Source organism: Pseudoxanthomonas sp. PXM03 (assembly GCF_014852005.1).
In the GTDB taxonomy this organism is placed as follows: domain Bacteria; phylum Pseudomonadota; class Gammaproteobacteria; order Xanthomonadales; family Xanthomonadaceae; genus Pseudoxanthomonas_A.
Map to the genome: position 1 here is coordinate 1 of NZ_JACVAU010000010.1, position 448 is coordinate 448.

At 66.1% G+C, this 448-nt stretch carries 1 protein-coding gene; it reads left to right on the plus strand.

The window, feature by feature from the left end:
* The coding region (locus tag IB223_RS18770) for a VIT1/CCC1 transporter family protein (RefSeq protein ID WP_225591217.1) at positions 1–247 on the plus strand (247 nt) is incomplete at its 5' end.
* Between the last annotated feature and the right edge of the window lie 201 nt (positions 248–448).

Genomic DNA, 448 nt, shown 5'->3' on the forward strand with positions numbered 1-448 from the left:
CATCAAGGGCGCTCTAGCAACCTTCCTGCTGGTGGTGCTGGCGACCTTCCCGCTGGTCATCCCCTTCCTGCTGATCGACCAGACCGGCCCGGCCATCCGCGCTTCCAATGCGGTGGCGCTGGTGATGCTGTTCATCTCCGGCTGGATGCTCGCCCGCTATTCCGGCGGTTCGCCCTGGGCGGGTGGGATTGCATTGGCGGTAGTGGGTACGGCGCTGCTGTTCGCCATCATTGCGCTGGGTGGTTGAGCCCGGTCCAGGTTGAACCCCGGTCGGGTGAAGCGCCAAGCAGCCGCTTGTACCTGCGTCCTGCGTGAGCGCTGGTGGCTCACTGCTCCGAGGGGGCGATCGGAAGGCCGAAGGCTTTCAGGTCGTTGCGCAATTGCCGTGCGCTGGCGAACTGGATGGCCTGCAGGCCCAGGGCCTGCGCCGCCTCCACATTCTTGCGGA